Source organism: Variovorax sp. 01T432 (assembly GCF_056398605.1).
In genome coordinates, this window is record NZ_JBFTPS010000030.1 from 1 (window position 1) to 22,501 (window position 22,501).

The window sequence follows — 22,501 nt, forward strand, 5'->3', positions numbered from 1 at the left end:
CGAGGTCCTCACTACGCCCAACGCGAAACAACAACGCGCGCTCGATCTGCTCCAGCAGATCCGTCTGTAGACAGAAACCGGAACCCCAAACTCACGCCAAGTGCTTGTCGTGCAAAGACAAACTCGCTCGGCGATTGGAGGAACTTCGGTCTAGAAGCCCGCCCGGCCTCAGACTTCCGTATCGATCCTGCCGCCGACCAGCGCGTTGCTGTTGATTCGCGTGGTCTTGGCCGCGGCCTTGGCACTTTCGAGCGCCTTGATGCTGTTGTCCTGGACCGGCCTGGCGGCCTGTTGCTGCAGCTGCCCGATCTGCTGCTGGATCATCTGGATCTCGTTCGTCAACTCGGTGAGCTGCTGCTGGACGGCCTTCTTCGCATCGCCTTCGGCCATGGTCGTGAGGGTCTTCTGCAGATCCCTCGACTGCTTCTGCAACGCGGTCGCCTGGCGCTGCAGCGCGGCGATCTGCGCGCTGATCTTGCTGCTGTCGACACCCGAACTCCCACTTACCGACCCTACTGCGGAGACCATGCTTCACCCATTCGTTGAACGATCATGATCGGTTATCGGCACGGCTCGCGAAAACTTGAGGGCCCGTGATCAGATCTGCGCGTTCTCCTTGTGCGCCACCTGCTGCAGGCTCTCGTAGATGAGCCGGCGCGGCGCGACCTTCCACTCCAGCAGCGCGTCGATGGCAGCCACGCAGCGCATTGCGAGCAGCGAATGCCCGCCGAGGTCGAAGAAGTTGTCGGTCCGGCCCACGTTCTCCACGCCCAGCAGCTCCGACCAGATGCCCGCGATGACCTCCTCGCTGTGCGTCGCCGGCGCGATGTAGGCGCGGCCGTCGGCCAGCACGATCTCCATGTCTGGCGCGGGCAGCGCGGCGCGGTTGATCTTGCCGTTGGGCAGCAGCGGCATCGCGTCGAGCCGCACGAAGTGCTGCGGGATCATGTACTGCGGCAGGCGCGCGCGCAGGTGCTCGCGCAGCGCGGCCGGGCTCGGCGACTCGCCATCGCGGGCGACGTGGTAGGCGACCAGCCGCACGTCCTCTTCGCTGCGCGCGCGCGTGACCGCCACGCAATGGGCCACGCCGGAGTGGTCGAGCAGCGCGGACTCGATCTCGCCCAACTCGATGCGGTAGCCGCGCAGCTTGACCTGATGGTCGGCGCGTCCCAGGTGTTCGAGCACCCCGTCGTGCCGCCAGCGGCCGAGATCGCCGGTGCGGTAGAGGCGGCCACCCGCGTCGCCGCTGAACAGGTCCTCGACGAAGCGTTCGGTCGTCAGGGTTTCGCGCTGGTAGTAGCCGGCCGTGACGCCTGCGCCGCCCACATGCAGTTCGCCCGGCACCCCGATCGGGCACACGTGGCCGTGTTCATCGAGCGGCCATACGGTCGTGTTCTCGATCGGCCGTCCGATCGCGATGCCCTTGCGTGGCGACTCGACCTTCCAGGCGGTGGTCCAGACCGTGGTCTCGGTCGGGCCGTAGATGTTCCAGAGTTCGCCCGTGCGCTCCATCAGGCGCTCCGCCAGGATCGGTGGCAGTGCCTCGCCGCCGATCAGCGCGCGAAAGCCCGGCGCTCCCATCCAGCCGGCTTCGATGAGCATGCGCCATGCGGACGGGGTGGCCTGCAGCAAGGTCGCGCCATGGCGCTCCAGCAGGGCGCGCAGTGCCACCGGGTCCTGCGTCTGCGCGTGGGACGCGATGACGAGTCTGGCGCGTGCGGCGAGCGGCAGCATCAGGTCGAGCACCGAGGGATCGAAGGACGGGCTGGTGATGGCCACCACGCAATCGTCGGCCGAGAGGCCTGGCATCTTCCGCATGCCCGCGAGGAAATTGACCACGCCGCGGTGCGGCACGCGCACGCCCTTGGGCTGACCGGTGGAGCCCGAGGTGTAGATCACGTAGGCGTCGTCCGCCGGTGTGGGATCCAGACCCGGCCTGGGGTCCAGCGCCCGGCTCGACATGCCGCTCGTCAGGCTGGTGTCGTCGAGCAGCAGCATCGGCAGGCCGAGGCCTTCGAGAATGGCGCCGGTGTCGCGCCGCGTCAGCACCGCGGCGAGGTCGGCGTCGGCCGCCATGTAGCGCAGCCGGTCAGCCGGATATTCGGGGTCCAGCGGCACGTAGGCCGCGCCGGACTTCATCACGGCCAGTTGGGCGATCAGCATCTCCGGACCGCGTTCGATGCACAGTCCGACGCGCTGGCCCCGCGCGATGCCGCGCTCGCGCAGCGCGCGGGCGAGCATGTTCGAGCGCGCGCCGATGTCGCCATAGCTCAGTTGGGCGCCATCGGCATCGATGACGGCCACGCGCGCCTGGATCTCCGGCGCCTCGATGTCGACATGGCGGTGCACCAGCAGCTGCGCTGGCAGTGGCGCGCGGGCGCCGTTCCATCCGTGCCGCAGGAGGTTCATTTGCGCAGGCGACAGCATTTCGTGCTCGGACAGAGGGCGCTGCGGCTGCGCAAGCAGGCGGTCGACCAGCGCGAGATAGTTCTCGAGCATGCGCGTCGCGCTCGCCGCCGCGTAGAGGTCCGTCGCATATTCGAGATGAATGCGCTGCGTGAACTCGGTGTCGACGTGCATCGAAAGGTCGAACTGGGCGGCCGTCCGCTCGAAGTCGAATTCGTCGACTTCCAGGCCGGAAAAATCGAGTTGCCCGACGGGCGCGTTCAGCACGTTGAACAGCACGCGCACCGGCCCTTCGGGCCGCAGGCTGCGATCGTGTCCGAGCGCGTCGATGAGTTCATCGAAGGGCGCGTCCTGGTGCGTGAATGCTTCAAGCGCATTCCTGCGCACGCGGTGCACGAGCTGCGTGAAACCGGGGTTGCCCGACAGGTCGGTGCGCATCACGAGCGTGTTGACCAGCGTGCCCACCAGATGCTCCGCGGCGAAGCGGTGGCGGTTGGCGATCGGTATGCCCACCGAGACGTCTTCGCTCTTCGTCTGGCGCGACAGCATCAGGGCGAAGGCCGACAGGAGGATGACGAAGGGAGTGACGGCCTCGCGGGTGCCGAATTCGCGCATGGCCTCACGCAGTCGCCGCGGCAGCTCGGCCGAGGCGCGCGCGCCCTTGAAGCTCGCCTTGGCCGGACGCGGGAAGTCGGTCGGCAGGTCGAGGTCGGGCAGGTCGCGCAGGCGCTCGCGCCAGTAGGCCAGATGCGGCCGGCGAGCCTCCACGGAATCCGGGTGCCGCTGCCAGGCCGCGTAGTCCGCGTATTCGATGGGCGGCGGCGCGGACATCGGGGCCCGGCCTTCCACCAGCGCGGCGTAGGCGCTCAAGGCCTCGCGCATCAGCAGCGCGGCTGCCCAGTTGTCGGTGATCGCGTGATGCATCAGCCAGAAGAGCACATGCTCGCGTTCGTCCAGCCGCAGCACGGTTGGCCGGTGCAGCGGCGCCTTCGAAAGGTCGAAGGACTGCGACGCCCGGTGCGCCAGCAGCGCCCGCGCGTGCGCATTGCGCTGCGCGCCGGGCAGATGCCTCAGGTCGATGAACTCGATCGGCACGGCAAGCTCAGGCTCGATCCATTGCATCGGCTCGTTGTCGCCCATCACGAAGCAGGTGCGCAGGCCTTCATGCCGCGTCACCATCGAATCGAAAGCCTGCTGGCACAAGGCCAGGTCGAAGGCGCCGCGCAGGCGGATCGCGATCGGCACGTTGTAGGCCGTGGAGGTGGGTTCGAACTGCTGGATCACCCACATGCGGCGCTGCGAGAGCGAGGCGGGCAGGGCCGCGCCGCGGGCCACGCGTGCGATGCCGTCGCCGATGCCGGGCGCCCGCGCGTCCCGCAGGTGCCTTGCCACTTCCACCGTCATTGCCGCGACGCTCGCATACTCGAACAAGCCGGCAAGCGGGAGCTCCACACCGAAGTGCGCCTGGACGCGCGAGAGCACCTGCGTCATGCGCAGCGAATGCCCGCCGAGATCGAAGAAGCTCTCGTGCACGCCGAATGCGCGCGTGCCGAGCACTTCCGCCCAGATATCCCACACGGCTTGCTCGTTGGTGTCGCGCGGCATCAGGTGGCCAGGGCGACTCTCGCCGCCCGCGTGCTCCTGCGGGGCCGCCGTGTCATCCGCATCGGCGCCCGTCGAAGCGATCAGCGACAGCTCGCCGGCGAGGAAGGCGTCGCGGCAGCTCTGCCGCTGGATCTTGCCGCTGGACGTTCGCGGCAGCGTGCCGGCGCGCACCAGGGCCACGGTGTGCACCGTCACGCCGTGTTCGAGCGCGATCGCGCGGCGCACTTCGCGCAAGACGGCCTGCGTGTCGGTGGCGGCGGCGCGCCGGTCGAGTTCGAGCGTCAGCACCACCGCCTCGCCCGCGGACGTGTCGATCGCAAATGCGGCGCCGTGTCCGGGACGAAGCGCGGGGTGGGCGCGTTCGGCGGTCCATTCGAGATCCTGCGGATAGTGGTTCTCGCCGTGGACGATGATGAGGTCCTTCAGCCGCCCGGTGACGAACAGCTCGCCCTGGTCGAGGAAGCCGAGATCGCCGGTGCGCAGGAAGGGCCCCGCGCCATCGGGCAGATAGCCGCCGAAGCTGGCCTCGCTGGCCTCCGGCTGCATCCAGTAGCCGCCGCCCACGCTGGGCGAGCGCACCCAGATCTCGCCGATCGCGCCATCGGCGTGGACCTGCCTGGTGTCGGGGTCGACGATCATGATCGCGGTGTCCTGCATCGCGCGGCCGCAACTCACCAGCCGACGCACTTCGCGCGGACTCCAGGCATGCGCCGGCACGGCCTCGAAGCGGTTGTGCAGCAAGGCGGCAGGATCCGCCGCCACGATGCGCGGCGGTGTGTCGGAGGTGGAGGAAGACACGCCCAGTACCGCCTCGGCAAGTCCGTAGGACGGCATGAAGGCTTCGGGGCGCAAGCCCGCGGGCCCGAAAGCCGCGAGCAGCTTCTCGACCGTGTCGGCGCGGATCGGTTCGGCGCCGCAGCTCAGGCACAGCAGGCTGTCCAGACGTGCCTCGACGGCCTTGCCTCCGAGCGCCTGCAGGCAGGCCGCGAAGGCCGACTCCGGCGCGCCCGAGTGCGTGATGCGATGTTCGCCGATCGCCTCCAGCCAGCCGAGCGGCCGGCGCACGAAACTGACAGGCGACATGAGGAAGCTGCTCGCACCCGCGAGGACGGGCGTCAGCACGCCGCAGACCAGACCGTAGTCATGAAAATGCGGCAGCCAGCTCAGCGCGCGGGTGGTGTCGTCGCATCGGCCCGCCGCGATCAGCGCGCGCGTATTCGCAAGCACGTTGGCATGGCTCAGGCGCACGCCGCGCGGCGAGGAGGTCGAGCCGGAGGTGTACTGCAGGTAGGCAAGGGTGTTCGGCCCGAGCGGCGGCGGCTCGAAGGGCCGCGGGTCGGCCGCCAGCCGCGCCGCATCGGGCAGCGCCTGCCAGCGGGCCATGGCGAAGGTGCCGGGGTCGAGCGCCGCGGCGGCTGCATCGAGCAGCGAGGCGGTGCTCAGCACCAGCGCGGCGCGCGAATCGGCGATCACGCTGCGCAGGCGTGGCGCCGCGCGATGGAGGCGCATCGGATCGGGGGACGGCACCGGCACCGCCACACGGCCGCTGAGCAAGCAGGCCCAGAAGACGCGCACGAAGTCCAGCCCCGGCGGAAAGGCAAGCAACACACGGTCGCCCACCCGGGTCGATGTCGCGAGCCATGCCGCGGTCTGCCGGACATCGCGCAGCAACTGCTCGTAGCTCGTCTGCGCCGGCGGTGTCCTGGCGTCCGTCAGGAAGGCGAAGGCCAGCTTCTGAGCATGGGCGCGACATCGCGCTTCGAAGACGGAAGCCAGCGTATCGCCATGATCGGCGACGCGAAGTGGCGGGAGCGAGGGAGTGGATTGCGAGTAAAGCACCGGATCAGGCCGTTGATGGCGCATGCCGAGACCTCGACAGGCAATAAGAAGGAAGATTTCTTCATTATGTGTGTCGAAGGGGATTCAAGCGCGCGCATCGGTCGCCTGACCGTGTAGTAGTTCGCCTACGCGCCGATGGGATCAGTCCTTTTCAGGGACCTGCGCGCGATTCGGCCGCGCTCAGAGTCTGGCTTCGGCGTGCCCGATGCCCGGGAATTCGACGCGCACCGAGTCGCCAGGCGCCAGCGGCAGCAGTCCCACCCACGAACCGGTCGTGACCACTGTGCCCGCCGGCACGCTGCGACCGTCGCGCGTCGCATGCCGCAACCAGGTGGGCAGGCCCCACGCCGGGTCGCCCAGCGGATGGGTGCCGATGTGCACCAGCGGCTCGCGCGAGCCGATGTGTGTTTCGCAGCGCTGCGCCGCCCAGTCGCGCGCGGCGTAAGGCACCCATTCGCCCAGCACCAGCGCGCCGTGGGATTGCAGATCCACCAGGCGCAGCAGGGCGGGTGCCAGAGAGCCCTCTTCCCATCGGGAGTCGACGATCTCGATCGAGACCGTCATCGCGTCGACCACCGTGCCCGCGTTCTGCGGCGTGAGCGCGGCCGCGCGCTCGGGCGTGACGGTTTCGCCCAGCCGCAAGGCGATCTCGCTTTCCATGCCCGGCGTGTTGAAGCGCATGTCGCCGAAGCTGGCGGGACTCGATCTCACGCCGGCGGGCGGCAGCGGCGCATGGGTCAGCACGGCCTCGCGCGAAGCGCCGCCGGATTTCCAGTGCACAGGCATCGCAGCAGCCCCGAACCATGCCATGGCATCGGCCAGGCGCTCCTGCGCGACATAGGCCTGCGCGGCATCCATCACGCTGTCGTGCCACGGCGCGGCGCTGATCGCGCGGCCCTCGCGCCAGGCCGACGCGAGCGCTTTCACCAACCCGTCCACTGTCTTGCCCATCATCATCCTAGCCTTCCACCCTCACGTTGCCGTCCTTGACGACCTTGGCCCATTTTGCGATCTCGCTGCGGATGAACAGGGCGAACTTCTCCCGCGAGCCGCCGCCGTCCTCGGCGCCATACATGTCCATGCGCTCCTGCACATCCGGCATCGCCAATACCGTGTTGACGTCGCGATTGATCTTGTCGGCAATGTCGGCGGGCAGCTTGCCCGGGCCGGCCAGACCGTACCAGGTGGTGGCATCGAAACCCGGGAAGCCCTGCTCGTCCATGGTCGGAATCGTCGGATGGCCCTTGGCGCGCTTGAGCCGCGTCTGCGCCACGCCGATCACCTTGCCGCTTTTCACGTGCGGGGTGGCGGCCGTCATGGTCTCGAAGCTGTACTGGATCTGGCTGCCCATCAGGTCGGCCAGCAGCGGGCCGCTGCCCTTGTAGGGCACATGCAGCGCATCGACGTGCGCCTGCAGCTTGAACATCTCCAGCGCCATGTGCTGCGCCGAACCCGCGCCGGCCGAGCCGAAGCTCACCTTGCCGGGCTCGGCCTTGCAGAGGGCCACGATGTCCTTGACGGTCACCGCCTTCTGCGTCGGGCTGGCGATGAGCAGATTGGGCGTCACGCCCACCAGCACGATCGGCACGAAGTCGCGCTCGACGTTGTAGCGCAGCCTGGGCTGCAGGCTGGGCGCGAGCGCGTGGCTGTTGATGTGCGCCATCATCAGCGTGCTGCCGTCGCTGGGCTGCTGCGACACGTACTCGGCCGCGAGCACGCCGGCCACGCCGCCCTTGTTGTCGACGATGACCGACTGGCCCCACATGATGGAGAGCTTCTGCGCCACCACGCGGGCCAGCGCATCGGTGCCGCCGCCGGGCGGAAAGCCGACCACGATGCGCACCGGGCCGGAGGGCCATTCCTGCGCGAAGATGGCGGGCGCGCCCAGGGCGGCCACCGCGGCGCCCGCCGCCTGGATGAGGGAACGTCGTTGCATGGGTTTGTCTCCGTTGTTGTTGTTGCTCAGGCCGCCTGGCGCAGCGCGGCCGTCGCCGCGTGGCTGGCGAAGTGGTCCATCGTGGCCTGCACCCCGCTGCCGGCGAGCTTCACGCCGCAGAGCTTCAGGCCCATCTCCACGCCGGCGACCATCGCGACCAGCGTCAGGTCGTTGCTGTCGCCCAGGTGGCCCATGCGGAACATGCGGCCCTTGAGCTTGCCCAGGCCGGTGCCGAGCGAGAGGTCGAAGCGCTGGTGGATGAGGCGGCGCAGTGCGTCGGCATCGACACCCTCCGGCGTGATCACGCCGGTGAGCACCGGCGAGTACAGGGCCGGGTCCGCGCACTGGATCGGCAGGCCCCAGGCCTCGACCCCCGCGCGCACACCCGCGCCCCAGCGCAGATGCCGCGCGAAGACGTTCTCCAGCCCCTCGCCGAGGATCATCTCCAGCGACTCCGCCAGGCCGTAGAGCAGGTTGGTGTTCGGTGTATAGGGCCAGTAGCCGTCCTTGTTCATCTCGAGAATCTCGTCCCAGGCCCAGAAGGCGCGCGGCAGCCTGGCGCTCCTGCTCGCCTCGATGGCGCGCGGCGAGAGCGCATTGAAGCTGATGCCCGGAGGCAGCATCAGGCCCTTCTGCGAGCCGCTGACCGTCACGTCCACGCCCCATTCGTCGTGCCGGTAGTCGGCGCTGGCGAGCCCGGAGATGCTGTCCACCATCAGGAGCGCCGGATGGCCCGCCGCATCGATGGCCTTGCGCACGGACGCGATGTCGGAGGTGACGCCGGTCGAGGTCTCGTTGTGCACCACGCACACGGCCTTGATCTTCCTTTCGGTGTCCTTGCGCAGGCGCGCCTCGATCAGCTCCGCCTGCACGCCGTGGCGCCAGCTCGCGGCGTTCGGGAGTTGCGCGTCGCTGCCGGGCCAGGCCAGGAACTCGGTGGCGACGCCCAGCCGGGTCGCCATCTTCTGCCACAGCGTGGCGAAGTGGCCGGTCTCGTACATCAGCACCTGGTCGCCGGGGCTGAGCGTGTTGGACAGCGCAGCCTCCCAGGCGCCGGTGCCCGAAGCCGGGTAGATGACCACCGGATGCCGGGTCTTGAAAATCTGCCGGATGCCCGCGAGCACCCGCAAGCCGAGGGCCCCGAACTCGGGACCGCGGTGGTCGATGGTGGGCAGGCTCATCGCCCGCAGAATCCGGTCCGGGACGGGGCTCGGGCCGGGGATCTGCAGGAAGTGCCTGCCGGTGGGATGGAAATCGAGTTGGAGCATCGGAGCTGTCCTTTCTTTATTCAGTTTTGCATTCAAAAATCAAACCGGCATGCAGGTTATCCCCTAGAAGCACAGGCTTGAGACACCCCAACTTTGCATTCAAAATGCATTCAAGAGAATCGATCCATGGCAGAAATCATTGAAATCTCGCGCCTCGCGCTGCATGACCAGGTGGCGTCGCGGCTGCGCACGATGCTGGTCGAGGGGCTGATCGCGCCCGGCGCCAAGCTCAACGAGCGCGAGCTGTGCGAGCAGCTGGGCGTGTCGCGCACGCCGTTGCGCGAAGCCATCAAGCTGCTGGCCGCCGAAGGCCTGGTGGACCTGTTGCCCAACCGCGGCGCGGTGGCCGTCAGGCTGACCGAGGCGGATGTGCTCAACACCTTCGAACTGCTCGCCGCGCTCGAAGGCCTGTCGGGCGAACTCGCGGCGCGGCGCATCAGCGACGAAGCGCTCGCCGAACTGCGCGCCCTGCACTACGAAATGATGGCCTGCTTCGCGCGGCGCGATCTCTCCGGCTACTACCGCATCAATGCGCGCATCCACACCGCCATCAACGACGCCGCCGGCAACCCGGTGCTGGCGAGCACCTACCGCTCCATCAATGCCCGCGTGCAGTCGCTGCGCTTTCGCACCAACCAGAACGAGGCGAAGTGGAAGAACGCGGTCGCCGAACACGAACGGATGATCGAGGCCCTTGCCGCGCGCGACGCGGCGGCGATGCGCTCGGTGCTCGTCGAACACCTGCTGCGCAAGCGCGACACCGTGCTGGAGCTGATGCGCGCCGGCGAGATCTATCCCCCAGCCCGAACGAACGCCAACGCCAAGAGCTAGACCCATGCGCATCGACCCCGCGAGCCATCTCCAGCCGGCCGGCACCGTTCTTCCGCCCAACGAGACTTGCGAGGCGCTCGCGCGCAGGCTGCGAGCCGAGACGCAGGGCGAGGTGCTGTTCGACGATGCATCGCGCGGACGCTACGCGACCGACGCGTCGATCTACCAGATCATGCCGGCGGGCGTGCTGGTGCCGAGGACCGAGCGCGACGTGGCCATGGCCATCGACATCGCGCGCGATCTCAAGGTGCCGGTCCTGGCGCGCGGCGGTGGCACCAGCCAGTGCGGCCAGACCACCGGCGCGGCGCTGGTGATCGACAACAGCAAGTACTTGCGCCGCGTGCTGGCTCTCGACCCCGAGGGCCGCACCGCCACGGTCGAGCCCGGCATCGTGCTCGATCACCTCAACGCGCAGCTCAGGCCGCACGGGCTCTGGTATCCGGTGGATGTGTCGACCAGCGCGCAGGCCACGCTCGGCGGCATGGCGGGCAACAACTCCTGCGGCTCGCGCTCCATCGCCTACGGCAACATGGTCCACAACGTGCTGGGCGCGAGCGCCTGGCTCTCCGATGGCGAACTGGTCGACTTCGGCCCGGTGGCCACGCTGCGCGCGCGCGCGACGGACATCGCGACCACCGTGCGGCAGCTCGCCTGGCAGCTCGGCGGCGAGATCGATGCGCGCTGGCCCAAGGTCATGCGCCGCGTCGCCGGCTACAACCTCGACATCTTCGACAACCAGAGCGAGAAGCCCTACACCAGCGACGGCAGCGTCAACCTCGCGCACCTGCTGGTGGGCGCCGAGGGCACGCTGGCCTTGACGCGCAGCCTCACGCTCAAGCTGGCCGAGCTGCCGCGCGCGAAGGTGCTCGGCATCGTCAACTTCCCGAGCTTCCGCGAGGCGATGGATTCGGCGCAGCACATCGTGAAGCTCGGGCCCACCGCCGTCGAGCTGGTCGACCGCACGATGATCGAGCTTGCCCTGGCCAACCCCGCCTTCCGCCCGACGGTCGAGACCGCGCTGATCGGCCGCCCGGCGGCGATCCTACTGGTCGAGTTCGCGGGCGGCGACAAGGCCCCGCTGCTGCCCAGGCTGCGGGCGCTGGTGGAACTGATGGGCGACCTCGGCCTGCCGGGCAGCGTGGTCGAGATGGCCGACGATGCCCGGCAGAAGAACCTGTGGGAGGTGCGCAAGGCCGGCCTCAACATCATGATGAGCCTCAAGGGCGACGGCAAGCCGGTGAGCTTCATCGAGGACTGCGCCGTGCCGCTCGAGCACCTGGCCGACTACACCGATGCCCTGACCGAGGTGTTCGCCCGCCACGGCAGCCGCGGCACCTGGTATGCCCATGCGTCCGTGGGCACGCTGCATGTGCGGCCGATCCTGGACATGCGCGCCGATGGCGCGGCGAAGATGCGCGCCATCGCCGAAGAGGCGAGCGCGCTGGTGCGCAAGTACAAGGGCGCCTTCAGCGGCGAACACGGCGACGGCCTGTGCCGCGGCGAATGGATCGAATGGCAATTCGGCCCCGCCATCAACGAAGCCTTCCGCGCCATCAAGCACAAGCTGGACCCGATCGACCTCTTCAACCCCGGCAAGATCATCGACCCGCCGAAGATGGACGACGGCGCGCTGTTCCGCTTCGCGCCGGCCACCGCCCCGCGCCCCTACAGGCGCATCGCGCTGGTGCCCGTGCTCGACTGGTCCGCATGGAACGTGCGGGCCGACCCGGTGACCGAGGTCACGACCGAGCCCGGCACCGGCGGCGACGTGACGGGCGGCTTCGCCATGGCCGTGGAGATGTGCAACAACAACGGCCATTGCCGCAAGTTCGACGCCGGCACCATGTGCCCGAGCTACCGCGTGACGCGCGACGAGAAGCACCTGACGCGCGGGCGGGCCAACACGCTTCGCCTCGCGCTCTCCGGCCAGCTCGGCCCCGAGGCCTTCACCGGCGAGGCCATGCACGAGACGATGGACCTGTGCGTGGGCTGCAAGGGCTGCAAGCGCGACTGCCCCACGGGCGTCGACATGGCGAAGATGAAGATCGAGTTTCTCGACCACTACAAGAAGAAGCACGGGCACAGCCTGCGGGACAAGCTGGTCGCCCGCCTGCCGGAGTACGCCCATGCCGCGAGCCGCGTGCCCTGGCTGATGAACCTGCGCAACACCGTGCCGGGCGCTGCGCGCCTGGCGCAGAAGCTGCTGGGCATCTCCGCGAAACGCTCGCTGCCCACATGGCGCGGCGACACCTTCTGGCACGCCAGGGATGCATCGATGTTCGTGAGCCGCGAGGTCGCCATCGCATCGGCATGCAACGGACGCAAGGTCGCCGTGCTCTTCGTCGACACCTTCAATGGCATCTTCGAGAGCGAGAACGCATTTGCCGCCGCGCGGGTGCTGAAGGCCGCAGGCTACCTGCTGCACACGGTCGAGAAGGCGGGCGGCCACCACTGCTGCGGCCGCACCTACCTGGCCAGCGGCATGGTGGCCGAGGCGAAGGCGCGCGCCGGTGCGCTCATCGATACGCTGCTGCCGTTGGCCGAGGCGGGCATCGCGATCGTCGGACTCGAGCCTTCCTGCCTGCTGACGCTGCGCGACGAGACCCTGGCCATGGGCCTGGGCGCCAAGGCCGAGACGGTGGCGATGCAGGCGCTGCTGTTCGAGGAGTTCATCGCGCGCGAGGCGGCGGCCGGCCGCTTCAAGCTCTCGTTCAAGGCCGCGGGCCAGCCGATCCTGCTGCACGGTCATTGCCACCAGAAGGCCTTTGGCGCGGTGAGTCCCATCCTCGACGTGCTTCGGCTCATTCCGGGCGCGAAGCCGGAACTCATCGAGAGTTCCTGCTGCGGCATGGCCGGCAGCTTCGGCTACGAGGCGTCGCACTACGAGGTGTCCATGCAGATGGCCGAGGCCGGCCTGTTGCCCGCGGTGCGCAAGAACCCGGATGCGATCGTGGTGGCCGACGGGACGAGCTGCCGCCACCAGATTGCCGACGGCGCGCAGCGCGAGGCGGTGCATGTCGCGCGCCTGCTCGATACCCTGCGCGCCTGACGCGCGCCAGTCGATTCCTACACGCGCAGTGGTCGTGCGCGCATTGGCACGCCGCCGCATGGCCCTAGATTGAAGCAGCGCCAGGGAGTAGCGCGGCAAGCATGACAGACGCAGCCGGCATGCCGCACGAACAGCACGTCAGGATCCCGACCATGCCCTGTCACTCTGTGGCCGCAAGGCTGTGCGCGCTCGCGACGCTGGCCGTCGCCGCCTTCTTCGTGGCGCCGCGCGTTCGCGCCGAGCCTTCTCCAGCCCTGGACCGCTTCAGCTTCTCGATCGGCGCCTTCGATGCGGATCCGACGCTCAACGCTTCGGTGAACACCCGCTTCGGCAGGCTGGACACGGGCGACATCGGCCACAGCAACGTGACCATGCCGCGCATCCAGGCCGACCTGCTGCTTGGAGACAGCCAGGGATTCTCGTTCGACTACTTCCGCTACAGGCGCGACTACTCGCGCTCCTTCGCGGGCAGCGCGGCGCTCGGCTCTGCGCAGCTGAACGCAGTGGGCAACGTGGATCTCGGCCTGCAATTGGACTTTGCCAAGCTGGCCTACCAATGGTGGATCGGTACCGGCAACACGGTGCTGGGCCTTGGCGCCGGCGCGGCCTACTACCGTGCGACGCTGGACACCCATGCCCTCGCCTCGGTGGATGGCACGACCGGCATCGTTTCCCAGCGTGACAGGGACGACGCCGTCGCACCCTTGCTGCAGGCGGGGGTGCGCCATGCGATCACGCCCGACCTGCGGCTGTTCGCCGACGCTTCGGGCGTGTGGAAGAGCAACGGCAACTTCCACGGCAGCATCTACAACGCCGCGCTCGGGGTCGAGTGGTTCCCCGTGAAGAACGTCGGCGTGGTCCTCTCGTACAACGTGACGGATATCGACCTGAAGCGGGACTTCGACAACGGGGAGGCCAGCGCGCGCCTGCGCGTGAAGCTCAGGGGGCCGTCGGCCTTCCTCAAGGCGCGATTCTGATCCCGCCACCCGGGCACGCGGCCCGGGTCCTCCTGCTACAACCGGACCGGCGAGATCTTCGCGCCCTGCACCGAGACACCGGCTTCCAGGCCCACATTGGTCAGCACGAAGCCGACCACGGGCTGGCGCATCGTGTTGGTGTCGATGTTGCCGTTGGCGCCGATGGTCGCGACCGCCACCGTGGCATCCACGCCCGCCGTCCAGCCGCTGCTGTTGCGGAACTTGTCCAGCGCTTCCTGCGTGGTGAACAGATAGATGACCGCCTTCGATTGCGCGCCGGCCTGGAAGCCGATCGAGCCCGCGGTGGTGCTGTAGTAGCCCTGCGTGCGGCCGCCCACGCGCAGCGCGCCGCGGCCGTATTCGGCACCCACGACCAGACTGGCACCGACGACCGCCGGGAACACCAGCACGCCCCTGGACTTGCCCACCAGTTCGCGCGAACCGGCGACGGTGTCGTACAGCTTCGACAGCGTGGCATCGACCTGGGCGTCGATGGAGCTGCGTGACGAGGTCGCGCTGGCGCGGTCGTCCGGACGGGTGGTGGTGCAGCCGACAAAGGCGATGCTGCAGAGCGCGACGGCGGCGACGGCGCCGAAAGTGCGGAGGTGTTTGGTGTACATGGAGAGATCCTTTCGAAGATTCTTTCCAGATGGTAGATCGGCAAGAGTGCCTCCAGGCGCGCTTGAGAAGCCCTCCTACGCGAAGTCGGGCGATCAGGGAAGGGAGGCTTGCGCCGCCTCCTGCAGGATCCAGCTCTCGAAGGCCTGCACCCGCTCGGGCAGGGGCCGCTCGCTGTCGTACGCGAGGTAGTAGGCCCCCTGCGTTTCCACCTGCAGCGCAAAGGGCGCCAGCAGCCGGCCGGCCGCGATGTCGTCGCGCACGAAGGCATGCAACGCGACCATCACGCCCAGCCGGTCCGCCGCCGCTTGGTAGGCCAGCGCCGCATTCTCGAACTTGAGGCCGCTGTTGCCATCGATGCCCGGCGCCCCCGCGGCGGCGAGCCAGGTCGGCCAGTCCTTCGGCCGGTTCATCGAGCACAACAGCACGTGGCGGGCGAGGTCGGCGGGCCTGGCCAGCGGCGGCCCGCTCTCGAGCAGACCCGGCGCGCAGACCGGCAGCAGTGTTTCGCCGAAGAGCCGCCGGTAGCCCGGACCCTCCGGCGGGCTGGACTCGGAATGAATGCTCACATCCACTTCTTCATGCGCGAAGTCCGCGCGCTGGTGTGAGGTGGTGATCTGCACGTCGATGCGCGGATGCAGCGCATGGAAGCGCGCCAGCCGCGGCACCAGCCAGCGGATGGCGAAAGTGGGCGGCAGCTTGATGCGCAGGCGCCGCTCGTCCGGGCTGGCCTGCAGCTGGCGCGTGCCGTATTCGATCTGGTCGAGGGCCGAGCGCACGGTGCCGAAGTAGGCCTGCCCCGGCTGCGTGAGCTGGATGCCGTGGCGCCCGCGGTCGAAGAGCCGAACCTTCAGCCAGTCCTCCAGTGTCGCCACATGCCGGCTCACCGCGCCTTGCGTGACGAACAGTTCCTGGGCCGCCCGCGTGAAGTTGCCGCAGCGCGCGGCGGCCTCGAAGGCGCGCAAGGCATTGAGGGGCGGAAGACGACGCGACATGGTGGGAACCCTGGTTGAGGCATGAGCTTTAGTCATGCGATGCATGCCTTAATTGTCATTGATGGCTGGCGGCTTCACAACATAGCATCGAGGCCATTCAAAGACCGACCGGAGACAAGACTATGATGAAGAAAGCGCATGCCTGCGCGCACCTTGGCCTCAGGGCCTGCCTGCTGGCGGTGACGCTCGCCGCGGGCACGGCGGGGGCCCAGTCCGGCGCGGCGGCCTACCCGACGCAGCCCATCAAGCTCATGGTGCCCTGGCCTCCCGGCGGCGGCGTCGACACCACGGCCCGGATGATCTCGGAGCCGATCGCGAGGCGGCTCGGACAGCCCATCGTCGTCGACAACCGCGGCGGCGCCGGGGGCAACATCGGCACCGAGATGGCGGCCCGCATGAAGCCCGACGGCTACAACCTGCTGATGGCGTCCATCAGCCCGAACGCCGTCAACGTCCACCTCTATTCGCGGCTGGGCTTCGACCCCATCAAGGACTTCGCGCCGATCGTCTACGTGTCGAACGTGCCGAACATCCTCGTGGTGCCGGAGGATTCGCCGGCCAGGACCGTGCAGGACGTGATCGACATGGCGCGCGCCAATCCCGGCAAGCTCAACTACGGCTCCGGCGGCATCGGCTCCTCGCAGCATCTGGCCGCGGTGCAGTTCATGAGCGCCGCCAAGATCGACATCGTGCATGTGCCCTACAAGGGCACCGCGCCGGCCGAGTCCGATCTCGTGGCGGGCCACATCTCGCTGATGCTCGACACCACCACCTGCCTGCCCTTCGTCGCCGCGGGCAAGCTGCGCGCGCTGGCGGTGGCGTCGAAGAAGCGCAACCCGCAGCTGCCGAACGTGCCCACCTTCGACGAGGCCGGCCTGCCGGGCGTCTACGCGTCGTCGTGGTACGGGCTCATGGCCCCGGCCGGCACGCCGCGCCCGATCATCGACAAGCTCAACGCCGAGGCCAACCTGGCGCTGCAGTCGCCCGAGCTGAGGCGGCGCATGGCCGATTTCGGCGCCGAGGTCGGCGGCGGCACGCCGGAAGAATTCGGCCAGTTCATCGTCTCCGAGATCAAGCGCTACGAATCGATCGTGCGTCTGTCCGGCGCCAAACTGGATTGACCCCCAGGCTGCGCGCCCTTCGTCTCGCCCGGCGGAGCCGGTTCCGCGGGGTTCCTGAAATGGATCTTCCTTCATGACTCTCACAACTTCGCCGCCGGGCACCCTGTTCGACAAGATCTGGGCGCGGCACGTCGTCATGCGGCGTGACGACGGCCAGAGCCTGCTCTACGTCGACCGCCACCTGGTGCAGGACGGCTCGGCCCCCGCGTTCGAGATGCTGCGCCAGAAGGGCCTCGGGGTGCGCGCGCCGCAGCGGGCCTTCGCGACGCCCGACCACTATGTGCCCACCGACGCGCGTTCGCTCGACAAGATCGCCGACCCTGAGAAGCGCGCGATGGCGCAGGCCCTGGAGGACGACTGCGCCGACGCGGGTATCCGCTTCTTCGGCCTCGGCGACGAGCGCCAGGGCATCGTGCATGTGGTTGGACCCGAGCAGGGGCTGAGCCTGCCGGGCACGCTGATGGTTTGCGGCGACAGCCACACCTCCACGCATGGCGCGCTGGGCGCGCTGGCCTTCGGCATCGGTGCGTCGGAAGTGGCGCACGTGCTGGCCACGCAGACGCTGTGGCAGCGCAAGCCGCGCACGCTGCGCGTGAACGTCGAGGGACGGCTGGGCGCGGGTGTCACGGCCAAGGACATCATCCTCGTAGTCATCGGCCGCCTCGGCACCGCCGGCGCGATCGGCCATGTGATCGAGTACGCCGGCGAAACGATCCGCGCGCTTTCGATGGAAGCGCGCATGACCGTGTGCAACATGTCCATCGAGGCCGGCGCGCGCGCCGGGATGATCGCGCCCGACGACACCACCTTCGAATGGCTTGCCGGCCGCCCCCACGCGCCGCAGGGCGCCGCGTGGCAGGAGGCCGTCGCGCGCTGGCGCTTGTTGCCCAGCGATGCGCAGGCGTCGTTCGACAAGGAAGTCACGCTTGCCGCCGGCGACATCGCGCCCATGGTGACATGGGGCACGAGCCCCGAGGACGTGCTGCCGATCTCCGGCCATGTGCCCGACCCCGCGAACGCGGGCAACGACGAGCGCCGCGCCGCCATGCGCCGCGCCCTCGCCTACATGGGCCTTCGGGCCGGCCAGCCGCTGACCGACATCGCGGTGCAGCGCGTCTTCATCGGCTCCTGCACCAACGGCCGCATCGAGGACCTGCGCGGTGCCGCCGAGGTCGCGCGCGGGCGCCGCGTGGCCGAGGGCGTCGAGGCCTGGGTCGTGCCGGGCTCCGGCCTCGTCAAGCGGCAGGCCGAAGCGGAAGGCCTGGACGACGTGTTTCGCGCGGCGGGCTTCCAGTGGCGCCACGCCGGCTGCTCGATGTGCCTCGGCACCAACGGCGACCAGGTCGCGCCGGGCGAGCGCTGCGCTTCCACCTCCAACCGCAATTTCGTCGGCCGCCAGGGGCCGGGTGCGCGCACCCATCTCATGAGTCCGGCCATGGCGGCCGCCGCGGCCGTGACCGGGCGTCTCGTCGACGTCCGCGCCTTGATGCGGGGACATTGAACACCATGGAAGCCTTCACCCGACTCGATGCCATCGCCGCCCCGCTGGGCCGCGTCAACGTGGACACCGACCAGATCGTGCCCGCGCTCTACCTGCAGAAGCCGCGTTCGGCCCCCTTCGGCGATTTTCTCTTCCACGATGTGCGCCATGACGCGCAAGGTGCGCCGCGGCCCGACTTCCCGCTCAACGAGGCGGTGTACGCCCGCGCGCGCATCCTCGTGGCCGGGCGCAACTTCGGCTGCGGCTCCTCGCGCGAGCATGCCGTGTGGGCGCTGTACGACGGCGGCTTCCGCGCCGTCATCGCGCCGAGCTTCGGCGACATCTTCTTCTCGAACGCGCTCAAGAACGGCCTGCTGCCGGTGCGCCTGCCCGAAGACCGGGTCGACGCCCTGCTGGACATGCTGCGGCGCGCGCCCGGCGCGCACCTGTGCATCGATCTTGTCGCGCGCACCGTGAGCGCGCCCGATGGCAGCGAGGACGCCTTCGACGTCGATCCCTTCGCGCGGCACTGCATGCTCGAAGGCCTCGACGAACTCGACTACACGCTGAGCCAGTCCGCGCGCATCGACGCCTTCGAGCGCGAGCGCGAGCGCATGGCCTGAGCTTCCCACCTCCCCTGTTCAGAAAGAAGTGTCCCAAGATGAAGATCGCAGTGATGCCGGGCGACGGCATTGGCCCCGAAGTGACGGCGCAGGCCGTGAAGGTATTGAAGGCCGTGCTCGGCACGGCGCATGCGCTGGAGCTGGTCGAGGCGCCCATCGGCCAGGCCGGCATCGACAGCGCCGGCGACCCCCTGCCCGCGGCCACCAGCGAGATCGCGCGCAAGGCCGATGCCATCCTCTTCGGTTCGGCCGGCATGCCCGGCGACGAGGCCATCCCTTTCGCGATGCGCCCGGGCGCGAGCCTGCTGCGGCTGCGCAAGGAGCTGGGCCTGTTCGCGAACTTCCGGCCGGCCTTTCTCTTTCCGGAACTGGTGGGGGCCTCCACGCTCAAGCCCGAGGTGGTCGAAGGCCTGGACCTGATGATCCTGCGCGAGCTCACCGGCGACGTCTACTTCGGCGAGCCGCGCGGCAGCGGCATCAACGCGCGCGGCGAGCGCGAGGCCTTCAACACCATGCGCTATTCGGAGCCCGAGGTGGAGCGCATCGCGCATGTGGCCTTTCGCACGGCGCGCGCGCGCGGGCGCAAGCTGTGCTCTGTTGACAAGGCCAATGTGCTGGAGGTGATGCAGCTCTGGCGCGAGGTCGTCACGCGGGTGGGCGCGGAGTATCCGGACGTGGCGCTGAGCCATCTCTTTGTCGATGCCGCCGCGATGCAGCTCATGCGCGCGCCCAAGCAGTTTGATGTGATCGTGACCGGCAACATCTTCGGCGACATCCTCTCCGACGCCGCCGCGATGCTCACCGGCTCCATCGGCATGCTGCCCTCGGCATCGATGGCCGCGGGCACCAAGGGCCTGTACGAGCCGGTGCATGGCACGGCACCCGACATCGCTGGCAAGGACCTGGCGAATCCGCTCGCCTCCATTCTTTCGATGGCGATGATGCTGCGCTACTCCTTCGGGTTGACCGAGCATGCCGAGCGTGTCGAGAAGGCGGTGCGCGCCGTGCTGGCGAAGGGCTTGCGCACGGGCGACATCTTCCAGCCGGGGTGCGAGCGCGTGGGGACGCGCGACATGGGGGAGGCGGTGGTGGGGGCGTTGGGCCTTTGAGCCGGTTTGACGCAGGTGCGGGTCGCGCAGCGCCTGAAGCGTCCCCAATCGTTCGTCTCGAAGTATGAGAACGGCGAACGTCAGCTCGATGTGATCGAATTCGTCGCCGTCTGCAAGGCGATCGGTGCACCTGCGTCGGTGCTGATCGCTCAACTCTCCTGAGCTGCGCCGCGTCACACGCCCTGCGGCTTCTCCTCGCGCCCATCCGGATGCCGCGCGAAGCGCGCCGGATCCCGCCCATGCACCGGCGCGTCATCGCCCCACGGCCAGCCGCCGAACCGGGTACGCCGGTAGTCGGCCATGGCCTGCGCGATCTCGGCCTGCGTGTTCATCACGAAGGGGCCGTACTGCGCCACCGGCTCGCCGATCGGACGGCCTTGCAGCACCAGGAATTCACTCGGCGCGTCGCCGTTGGCCAGCTCGACCTCGGCGTCGGCGCGCAGTTCGATGGCGGCATGCGCATCCACGGGTTCAACGCCAATGCGCACCGAGCCGCCCTTGAAGAAATACAGGCTGCGCCGAGTGCCCTCGCCCTTCGCGGCCGGCAGCGTCCAGCGCGCGCCGGCCTCCATCCGGATCGTCCAGATGGCAAGGTCGGCATCGGGCTGCGAGGCCCATGAGTTCGGCGGCGGCGCCAGCGGTCCGCTGGCGCCGGGAGCGCCGTCCGCCGGCGCGATGCGCCCGGCGATGCTCGCGACCTGCGTCGTGCGGCCGTCGGGATCCGTCGCGGTGAAGCGCGGAATGTCCTCGGCCCAGAACATCGTGAAATGCGGCTCGGCCATCTTGCTGCGCGGGGGCAGGTTCAGCCAGATCTGGAATAGCTCCAGCGGATTCGGCGCGCCCGTATCCAGCAGCGGGAACATCTCGGAATGCACGATGCCCTTGCCGGCCGTGAGCCACTGAACGTCGCCGCCACCGAAGCGCGCCGCCGCGCCCAGCGAATCGGCATGATCGACCAGGCCCTTGCGAACGATGGTCACGGTCTCGAAGCCGCGGTGCGGATGCCCCGGAAAGCCGGGCACCGGATGGCCGTGGTACATGCTCCAGCCGTCCTTGCGGCTGAAGTCCCGGCCCAGGTCGCGCCCCGCCAGCGGGGCGTCGGGGCCCATCTGCGGGTTGGCGCGCGGATAAGCGTCGTCGTGGTAGACGCAGAAGAGGAAGGGGTCGATCGTCTCCCACGGAAAGCCGAGGGCCTTGATCTGGAGGATGGGGCTGGTGGTGCTCATGCGCCTCATGTGGGGGCGACACATGGCCGCGAAAGAGCCGCGCGCAGGACGCAGTGGCGCGATGGGCGCAACAATCTACGCGTCTCGCCGCGCGAGCGGCAAGGACAACCGGAACAGCGAGCCGTTCTCGTTGCTGCGTACCAGCTCGACGTCGCCGCCGTGCTGGCGCGCAACCTCGCGGGAAATGTGCAGGCCGAGGCTGGTGCCCGGCCTGCGCCGATGGTCGCTGGCCCTGAAGTACTTCTGAAAAAGATACGCCTGCTCCTGCGCGGGGATGCCGGCGCCCCTGTCGCGCACGTCGATCCGCGCCACCTGATCGTCGGCTTCGACGGTGATGGCAACTTCGCTGTCCGGCGGCGAGTACTTGAGCGCGTTCTGCGCCAGGTTCTGGAGCACGATCTCCAGCAGTGCCCTGTCGCCATGAAGAGGGATCGATGCGGCAGCGGTCTTCACGTCGAGGCGTTGACCCTCGCGTTCGCCGATCGCCGCTTCGACGCCCTGCACCAGCTCGCGGGCCTCGAAGGACTCGCGCTGCTTGATGGACAGCACGCCCATGTCCAGCTTGTCCTTGGTCAACACGTTCTCGATGAGCAGCGAGAGCCGATCCACCGAGCGCTTGATCTTCTCCATGCGCGGCTTGATGAAGCTGTCGTTGCCCAGCGGCGATTGACGCAGGGAATCCGCTGTCGCTCCGATCACCGCCAGGGGCGTGCGGAATTCGTGCGACACCATCGAGACGAACTGCCGCTGCTGCTCCAGCGCCGCGTGTTCCGCTTCCAGCGAGTTCACGAGTCCGCCCTCCAGGGCGCTGCGGCGGGCCACTTCGCCGCGAAGCGCCGCGTTGGTCTCTGCCAGCTTCTTGGTTCGCATGCGGACCTCGGCCTCCAGTTCGCGCTCGCCGCGTCGCGCCAGCGCATAGGCCCGTTGTCTTTCACGTCGATAGCTGGTCTCGGCCACACGCGTGGCCGCGTGGGCGCGCGCGTGGTGCGCAAGTGGTACGAGCCGGGCTCGACCGTGGCGACGGGTTCCGCATGGGTGCGGCTCAACGCCTGGCACGAGTTCTCCGGCGACACCAGCGTCAGCTACCAGACCGCCGCCGGCCCCCTGGCCTTCGACTCGCACATGCGGGGCACCTGGGGCGAACTGGAAGTCGGCTTCAGCCATGCGATTTCGTCGACCACCTCGATCTTCGCCAGCCTGGACTACCAGCACAGCGTGAACGGAGCGGGCCGCGAGGGCGGCAGCTTCAGCGCGGGCGTGGCCGATGGCGGGCTGCCGGCCGTCGGCCTGGGACTGAGCACGCAGCTCTCGCCCAATGCCAGGCTCAGCACCAAGGCTTCGTACGGCACCGGCGGCAAGGGGCAGCCCAACGTCGCGGCGACCATGGTCGAGCTGGCCCTGAAGTGGTGAGAACGAAG

Annotated in this window: 18 protein-coding genes; 9 read left to right on the forward strand and 9 right to left on the reverse strand. The window is 68.9% G+C overall.

Features of this window, described 5'->3' with window-relative positions; genetic code table 11:
- Nucleotides 1-168: 168 nt before the first annotated feature.
- The 5 genes from AC1DNF_RS21540 to AC1DNF_RS21560 all read right to left on the reverse strand — a co-directional run bounded on the left by AC1DNF_RS21540 (nucleotide 169) and on the right by AC1DNF_RS21560 (nucleotide 9,054).
- Entirely contained in the window at nucleotides 169-528 is a 360-nt protein-coding gene (locus AC1DNF_RS21540; RefSeq protein WP_478150662.1) for a FlxA-like family protein, read from the reverse strand.
- 69 nt (nucleotides 529-597) lie between these two features.
- The gene (locus AC1DNF_RS21545) at nucleotides 598-5,850 is read right to left on the reverse strand and encodes an amino acid adenylation domain-containing protein (protein ID WP_478150663.1); all 5,253 of its coding nucleotides are present in this window, start codon (nucleotides 5,848-5,850) and stop codon (nucleotides 598-600) included.
- Between the two features lie 180 nt (nucleotides 5,851-6,030).
- The gene (locus AC1DNF_RS21550) at nucleotides 6,031-6,804 is read right to left on the reverse strand and encodes a fumarylacetoacetate hydrolase family protein (RefSeq protein ID WP_478150664.1); all 774 of its coding nucleotides are present in this window, start codon (nucleotides 6,802-6,804) and stop codon (nucleotides 6,031-6,033) included.
- A gap of 4 nt (nucleotides 6,805-6,808) precedes the next feature.
- Nucleotides 6,809-7,786: a tripartite tricarboxylate transporter substrate binding protein gene (locus tag AC1DNF_RS21555; protein ID WP_478150665.1), complete on the reverse strand. Its 978-nt coding sequence runs from the start codon at nucleotides 7,784-7,786 to the stop codon at nucleotides 6,809-6,811.
- Between the two features lie 26 nt (nucleotides 7,787-7,812).
- Nucleotides 7,813-9,054, reverse strand: coding sequence for a pyridoxal-phosphate-dependent aminotransferase family protein (locus AC1DNF_RS21560; protein ID WP_478150666.1), 1,242 nt, complete (start codon nucleotides 9,052-9,054; stop codon nucleotides 7,813-7,815).
- 126 nt (nucleotides 9,055-9,180) lie between these two features.
- Between AC1DNF_RS21560 and AC1DNF_RS21565 the strand changes: the two genes are divergently transcribed.
- From AC1DNF_RS21565 to AC1DNF_RS21575, 3 genes are all read left to right on the forward strand, one after another.
- On the forward strand, nucleotides 9,181-9,885 hold the full coding sequence (locus AC1DNF_RS21565; RefSeq protein ID WP_478150667.1) for a GntR family transcriptional regulator: 705 nt from the start codon (nucleotides 9,181-9,183) through the stop codon (nucleotides 9,883-9,885).
- 4 nt (nucleotides 9,886-9,889) lie between these two features.
- Complete coding sequence (locus AC1DNF_RS21570; protein WP_478150668.1) at nucleotides 9,890-12,934, forward strand: FAD-binding and (Fe-S)-binding domain-containing protein; 3,045 nt, start codon at nucleotides 9,890-9,892, stop codon at nucleotides 12,932-12,934.
- A 152-nt stretch (nucleotides 12,935-13,086) separates the two neighbouring features.
- Nucleotides 13,087-13,911 (forward strand): hypothetical protein, encoded by an 825-nt coding sequence (locus tag AC1DNF_RS21575; RefSeq protein ID WP_478150669.1) that lies wholly within the window; start codon nucleotides 13,087-13,089, stop codon nucleotides 13,909-13,911.
- 35 nt (nucleotides 13,912-13,946) lie between these two features.
- Here the strand turns inward: AC1DNF_RS21575 and AC1DNF_RS21580 are convergent, their stop codons facing one another.
- The gene (locus AC1DNF_RS21580; protein ID WP_478150670.1) at nucleotides 13,947-14,531 is read right to left on the reverse strand and encodes a BPSL1445 family SYLF domain-containing lipoprotein; all 585 of its coding nucleotides are present in this window, start codon (nucleotides 14,529-14,531) and stop codon (nucleotides 13,947-13,949) included.
- Between the two features lie 93 nt (nucleotides 14,532-14,624).
- The gene (gene gcvA / locus AC1DNF_RS21585; RefSeq protein WP_478150671.1) at nucleotides 14,625-15,524 is read right to left on the reverse strand and encodes a transcriptional regulator GcvA; all 900 of its coding nucleotides are present in this window, start codon (nucleotides 15,522-15,524) and stop codon (nucleotides 14,625-14,627) included.
- 122 nt (nucleotides 15,525-15,646) lie between these two features.
- On the opposite strand from gcvA, the gene AC1DNF_RS21590 reads away from it, so the two are divergent.
- From AC1DNF_RS21590 to AC1DNF_RS21610, 5 genes are all read left to right on the forward strand, one after another.
- On the forward strand, nucleotides 15,647-16,645 hold the full coding sequence (locus AC1DNF_RS21590; RefSeq protein WP_478150672.1) for a Bug family tripartite tricarboxylate transporter substrate binding protein: 999 nt from the start codon (nucleotides 15,647-15,649) through the stop codon (nucleotides 16,643-16,645).
- Nucleotides 16,646-16,718: 73 nt separating this feature from the next.
- On the forward strand, nucleotides 16,719-18,146 hold the full coding sequence (leuC, locus tag AC1DNF_RS21595; RefSeq protein WP_478150673.1) for a 3-isopropylmalate dehydratase large subunit: 1,428 nt from the start codon (nucleotides 16,719-16,721) through the stop codon (nucleotides 18,144-18,146).
- Between the two features lie 5 nt (nucleotides 18,147-18,151).
- The gene (gene leuD / locus AC1DNF_RS21600; RefSeq protein WP_478150674.1) at nucleotides 18,152-18,748 is read left to right on the forward strand and encodes a 3-isopropylmalate dehydratase small subunit; all 597 of its coding nucleotides are present in this window, start codon (nucleotides 18,152-18,154) and stop codon (nucleotides 18,746-18,748) included.
- A 38-nt stretch (nucleotides 18,749-18,786) separates the two neighbouring features.
- Complete coding sequence (leuB, locus tag AC1DNF_RS21605) at nucleotides 18,787-19,857, forward strand: 3-isopropylmalate dehydrogenase (RefSeq protein ID WP_478150675.1); 1,071 nt, start codon at nucleotides 18,787-18,789, stop codon at nucleotides 19,855-19,857.
- 6 nt (nucleotides 19,858-19,863) lie between these two features.
- Entirely contained in the window at nucleotides 19,864-20,019 is a 156-nt protein-coding gene (locus AC1DNF_RS21610) for a helix-turn-helix domain-containing protein (protein WP_478150676.1), read from the forward strand.
- A gap of 11 nt (nucleotides 20,020-20,030) precedes the next feature.
- Here the strand turns inward: AC1DNF_RS21610 and AC1DNF_RS21615 are convergent, their stop codons facing one another.
- Both AC1DNF_RS21615 and AC1DNF_RS21620 read right to left on the reverse strand, forming a co-directional pair.
- Nucleotides 20,031-21,083: a pirin family protein gene (locus AC1DNF_RS21615; protein ID WP_478150677.1), complete on the reverse strand. Its 1,053-nt coding sequence runs from the start codon at nucleotides 21,081-21,083 to the stop codon at nucleotides 20,031-20,033.
- A 75-nt stretch (nucleotides 21,084-21,158) separates the two neighbouring features.
- A complete protein-coding gene (locus AC1DNF_RS21620) occupies nucleotides 21,159-22,040 on the reverse strand; it encodes a sensor histidine kinase (protein WP_478150678.1) in 882 nt (293 codons plus the stop codon).
- Between the two features lie 12 nt (nucleotides 22,041-22,052).
- Between AC1DNF_RS21620 and AC1DNF_RS21625 the strand changes: the two genes are divergently transcribed.
- Entirely contained in the window at nucleotides 22,053-22,493 is a 441-nt protein-coding gene (locus tag AC1DNF_RS21625; protein WP_478150679.1) for an autotransporter domain-containing protein, read from the forward strand.
- Nucleotides 22,494-22,501 lie beyond the last annotated feature (8 nt).